4 protein-coding genes and 1 pseudogene are annotated in these 5018 nt (G+C 68.3%); 4 read left to right on the forward strand and 1 reads right to left on the reverse strand.

Annotated elements, in window-relative coordinates:
* Positions 1-219 precede the first annotated feature (219 nt).
* From OQF71_RS13780 to OQF71_RS13795, 4 genes are all read left to right on the forward strand, one after another.
* On the forward strand, positions 220-1497 hold the full coding sequence (locus OQF71_RS13780; RefSeq protein WP_280588372.1) for a cysteine desulfurase: 1278 nt from the start codon (positions 220-222) through the stop codon (positions 1495-1497).
* A gap of 674 nt (positions 1498-2171) precedes the next feature.
* Positions 2172-2711: a response regulator gene (locus OQF71_RS13785; protein ID WP_280588373.1), complete on the forward strand. Its 540-nt coding sequence runs from the start codon at positions 2172-2174 to the stop codon at positions 2709-2711.
* Positions 2712-2798: 87 nt separating this feature from the next.
* Positions 2799-3221 carry an iron-sulfur cluster assembly scaffold protein gene (locus OQF71_RS13790; RefSeq protein WP_280588374.1) on the forward strand — a complete coding sequence of 141 codons (423 nt, stop codon included), beginning with the start codon at positions 2799-2801 and terminating at the stop codon, positions 3219-3221.
* A 101-nt stretch (positions 3222-3322) separates the two neighbouring features.
* Entirely contained in the window at positions 3323-4030 is a 708-nt protein-coding gene (locus OQF71_RS13795; RefSeq protein ID WP_280588375.1) for an Sjogren's syndrome/scleroderma autoantigen 1 family protein, read from the forward strand.
* 547 nt (positions 4031-4577) lie between these two features.
* Here the strand turns inward: OQF71_RS13795 and OQF71_RS13800 are convergent.
* Positions 4578-5018 (reverse strand): annotated as a pseudogene (locus OQF71_RS13800) (phosphoglucosamine mutase); the annotation flags it as partial.

The following is a 5018-nucleotide window of genomic DNA, read 5'->3' on the forward strand; positions in this document are numbered from 1 at the left end:
CGCGCGATGCCCGCACGCGGGCGCCGGACCGGCGCGACCGCGCCGGTCCGACGAGGCCGGGGAGGCGGGAGGTGCGGTCGCTGTGTGGTCGGCTGGGGCTTTGGAGGTGTCGACCGCCCGGCCGACGGCGACAGTTTATACCCCCCAGTATCGCTCCGAGTTATCCGCAACACCTATCGAACCGAAGATGTGTTAATGCTCGGGGCCCAACTCAGCGTAATGGGAGTTCAGGAGCAGTACCCGTTCGACGTGGAGGCGCTCCGGGCCGATTTCCCCGTCCTCGACCGGAAGGTCGGCGGCGATCCGGAGTCGCCGGGGGAGGGACCGGGCGACGACACGCCGCTCGTCTACCTCGACAACGCGGCGACCTCGCACACGCCCGACCCCGTCGTCGACACCATCGCGGACTACTACCGGAGCTACAACGCCAACGTCCACCGCGGGATCCACCAGCTGAGCCAGGAAGCCTCCGTCGCGTACGAGGAGGCCCACGACACCGTCGCCGACTTCGTCGGCGCATCGGGGCGCGAGGAGATCGTCTTCACCAAGAACACGACCGAGGCGATGAACCTCGTCGCGTACGCGTGGGGACTCGAAGAGCTCGGACCCGGAGACAACGTGGTCCTCACCGAGATGGAACACCACGCCTCGCTCGTCACGTGGCAGCAGATCGGCAAGCGGACCGGCGCCGACGTGCGATTCATCGACGTGACCGACGAGGGGCGGCTCGACATGGACGACGCGGCGGCGCTGGTCGACGACGACACGCAGATGGTGTCGGTCGTCCACGTCTCGAACACGCTCGGGACGATCAACCCGATAGCCGACCTGGCCGACCTCGCGCACGACCACGACGCGTACGTCTTCGCGGACGGCGCGCAGTCGGTGCCGAACCGCGCGGTCGACGTGAAGGAGCTCGGCGTCGATTTCTTCGCCTTTTCGGCGCACAAGATGTGCGGCCCGACCGGTATCGGGGCGCTGTACGGCCGCGAGGAGCTGTTGGAGTCCATGCAGCCGTACCTCTACGGCGGCGACATGATCCGGCGCGTCTCCTTCGAGGACTCCACGTGGGAGGACCTCCCGTGGAAGTTCGAGGCCGGCACACCCTCGATCGCGCAGGGCATCGCCTTCGCGGCGGCGATCGAGTACTTAGAGGAGATCGGGATGGACCGCGTCGAGGCCCACGAGGACCTCCTCGCCGAGTACGCCTACGACGAGCTGCGTGACCTCGGCGGCGTGGAGATCTACGGCCCGCCTGGCGACGACCGCGGCGGGCTCGTCGCGTTCAACGTCGAGGGCGTCCACGCGCACGACCTCTCCAGTATCCTCAACGACTACGGGATCGCGATCCGCGCCGGCGACCACTGCACGCAGCCCCTACACGACGAGTTGGGCGTGTCCGCCTCCGCGCGCGCCTCTTTCTACCTCTACAACACCGTCGAGGAGATCGACGCCCTCGTCGAGGCCGTCGGCGAGGCGCGCGACCTGTTCGCCTGACGCGCTCCCCGCGTCGAACTGCGAGGCCCGCTCCGCGGCTTACGTCTCCGCGTCTCCGAGAGGCGTCGCGCCGAAACCGTCGAAACAGACCGGTACGTGTGCTATCACTCGATAATCGGGCCCTTCGACCGGATCGCCCCGTCGTCCGGCCCGCGCTCTCGCTTCCCGGAACCACGGCTCCGCCACCGATTCGTTCGACGAGCTCTAACACGAACGGTTCCGGTGGCCTCTGAGGGGGGGTAACAACGCGCTCGACCCGTTCATCGAGACGCGACGGGCCACCCTGCCCGGGAAGGTCGGCGGCGACGCGGTCCGCGCGCCGCCCGACGGACCGTGCGCGCGGTCGAGGACGCGGGCGTCGATAACGCCGAATCGTACCCGTCGTCGGAGCGATCGCCGGGGTGGTCGTCGGCTGTATATAAATGACGGTGACACTCGACGATAAAACGGGCTTAATCCGGGTAAATTCGGGGTGAGGATCTCTATTTTATACGTGTACGGAGGGTGTTCGGTGAGTTACAATGACGCCGATGGCGGACGACGGGCGACGACCGCACTCAGGACGCTCCCGACGACGGCTTCCGGCGCCGGGAGTTCGTGGCGCTCGGCGAGGGCGTGAGCGCGACGATGTCCGTCGTAGCCGCCTGGCGACGTTGCGTCGGTTTCACCAGCTTATGACAGACTCCACACGATCTTCCACCGCATCCGATGTTCAGACAGACACCCACACCGCCGCTGCCCTCGACCCGGCGGAAGACGGCGGTTCCGTCACCTTGCTTCACGTCGAGCCGGACGCGCGCTCCGCTGAGCTGCTGGCGGCGTTCGCGGATCGGTTCGCCGACGGGTTTGCGGTCCGGTCGGTCGATGGGACGGTGGCGGCGCTCGACGCGGTCGACGCGGTCGACGCCGTCGTGACCGAACAGCGGCTCCCGGACAGCTCCGGCGTCGACCTGGTCGAACGGCTCCGAGAGCGGGGCAGCGACGTGCCGGTCGTGTTCCACACCACCTGCCGCGAGAACGAGACGGAAGCGCGGGCGCTCGAGGCCGGTGCGGACGCCTACTTCTCGAAGCGGTCAGAACCCGGCCAGTACGACCGCATCCTCGAACGGCTCCGCGGGCTCGTCGACGACGACGCCTGGACCTCCCGCACGCAGACCACAATCACACCGGACACACCGGGATCGTCCGCGGGAGCGCCTCCCTCGAAGGAGTAGTCGGCTTTTCGTCGCCCGGAGTCGACGCCCGAATTCGCCGCAACCGACGGAACCCTTTTGACCCGCACCGGCCTACCTGCGACCGATATGGGACTGGGCTCGGACATGTACCGGCAGCAGATCCTCGATCACTACAAGAACCCGCGTAACTACGGGAATCTCGAGGAGCCGGACTTCACGCACGTCGGCGAGAACCCCTCCTGCGGCGACACGATCCGGATGGATGTCGACCTCGACGAGGCGGGCGAGACGATCGAGGCGGTGCGCTTCACCGGCGACGGCTGCGCCATCTCGATGGCCTCCGCGAGCATGCTCTCGGAGCGGCTTCACGGAATGGCGATCGACGAGCTCCACGCGCTCGACACCGACGACGTCACGGAGATGCTCGGCGTCGACATCTCCCCGATGCGGGTGAAGTGCGCGGTCCTCGGCCGGCAGGTCGCGCAGGACGGCTCGAAGATCCACCGCGGCGAGCTCGACCCCGACGACCGCACGATCACCGAGGAGTAGGCACCGGCCCGACCGTCGTCGCCCTTCTCGGCGGTCGCCCCTCGACACGCGGCCGTCCCGAGCCCACCGGACTTTTGCTCGTCAACCACGTTCGTCCATCCATGAGCGACGGGTTCGACAAGGAGGCCGAACGGGAGAAGCTCCGCGAGAAGCTCGCGGACGACGAGGAGAAGCGCGAGCACACCCAGCGGATGTCCGAGCTCCTCTTACAGGGAGCGACGATGACGAACCGCCACTGCGACGACTGCGGCGACCCGATCTTCCGGAAGGACGGGCAGGAGTTCTGTCCGACCTGCCACACGGCCGACGCCGAGGACGCCGAGGACGGCGAGAGCGCCGGAAGCTCCGGGACCGCGGCGGGTCAAACTCCGGGCGCCGCCGGCGGTTCGGCGACGACGCCGGGCGGCGGAGCGTCGCCCACTGCGACCAGCGAGAACGGAACGGCCGGGACAGGGCGGGTCGATCAGGGCTCGGCGGAGACGAGTCCCGAGCCGCCCGTCGGAACGCCGGAGTCGCCCGTCGGAACGCCGGAGTCGCCCGCCGGACTCGAGCGAGCGGCTCGAACGCCGGAGTCGACTGCGACCGGCTCCGACCCGACTGCGGACGCTACCGCGGCGACGGCGACTGCGGACGCTACCGCGGCGACGGCGACCGCCGGCTCCGGGAGCGTCGCCGACGCTCGGGCGTCGCTGACCCGGACCCTGAATCGATTCGCCGCCGCGGCCGCGGAGACGGACGATCCTCGACGAGCACGCGACCACCTGCAGGCGGCTCGCGAGGCGGCCGAGGCGCTCGCGGCGCTCGACTGAGCTCGATTAGGCGTCGTCTCTGCGACGACTTCTCTTGAATACTTATTCGCTCGGTTATAACCGATTGACTGGAGATTGACGGAAGCCACTCCTAAATCCCCAGTCGCTCGCTTATAAATAGTCGCTACTAGATCGACGGAAACCACTCCTAAATCCCCAGTTGCTCGCTTATAAATAGTCGCTACTAGATCGACGGAAGCCACTCCTAAATCCCCAGTCGCTCGCTTATAAATAGTCGCTACTAGATCGACGGAAACCACCCCTAAATCCCCAGTCGCGAGGACTCGCGCGGCTTGTTGCGCGCTTCGGTCGCTCGCTGTGCTCGCGCCCTGTAGTGCTTACTGCGCCGGGCTTCGTCCTCGCGACTGCCCCTTTGAGTCCCACCCGACCGCGACCGCACGGCACCTCACGCCTCCCCAACCTCGGCGGACGGCCCGGCGCGGGCGGGGCCGCGCCGGCCCACCGCCTCCCTCGCACGCGCTCCTCGCAGTCGCTGACGGCGACCGCTCGGAGGCGCGCGCCAGGTGTAATTGATAAGTAACAGTCGCTATCGGCCGCTCTCGACGGCGACCAGCATATCCGTCGCGAGCTGCTCGGCGCGGTCGGCGTCGGCGGACTCGGCGTAGATCCGGATCTTCGGCTCCGTCCCCGACGGGCGCACGAGTACCCACGCGTCGCCGTAGTCGAGACGGTAGCCGTCGGTGGTGTTCGGCTCGGCGTCGGCGGTCTCCACGTACGCCCGCGCCGCGGCGAGCATGTCGCCGCGCTCGCCGCCGTCCGCGTACTCGACGTTCCGACGCACGAAGTGGTAGTCGGCGTAGGGCGCAACGGCCTCGCTGACGGGGTCGCCGCCGGTCGCGAGCAGTTCGAGGAAGCGCGCGCCGATGTACGCGCCGTCTCGCGAGAGCCGGTACGGCGGGAAGAACACCCCGCCGTTGCCCTCGCCGGCGATCGGTACCCGGACGACCGCCTCGTGAGGCTCGCGGGT

The organism is Halorubrum sp. Boch-26 (assembly GCF_029889805.1).
GTDB lineage: Archaea > Halobacteriota > Halobacteria > Halobacteriales > Haloferacaceae > Halorubrum.

What these genes read in the sequence shown, in the direction of transcription:
- OQF71_RS13780 (WP_280588372.1), top strand. Translation starts at nt 220, where the DNA reads ATGGGAGTTCAGGAGCAGTACCCGTTCGACGTGGAGGCGCTCCGGGCC.
- OQF71_RS13785 (WP_280588373.1), top strand. Translation starts at nt 2,172, where the DNA reads ATGACAGACTCCACACGATCTTCCACCGCATCCGATGTTCAGACAGAC.
- OQF71_RS13790 (WP_280588374.1), top strand. Translation starts at nt 2,799, where the DNA reads ATGGGACTGGGCTCGGACATGTACCGGCAGCAGATCCTCGATCACTAC.
- OQF71_RS13795 (WP_280588375.1), top strand. Translation starts at nt 3,323, where the DNA reads ATGAGCGACGGGTTCGACAAGGAGGCCGAACGGGAGAAGCTCCGCGAG.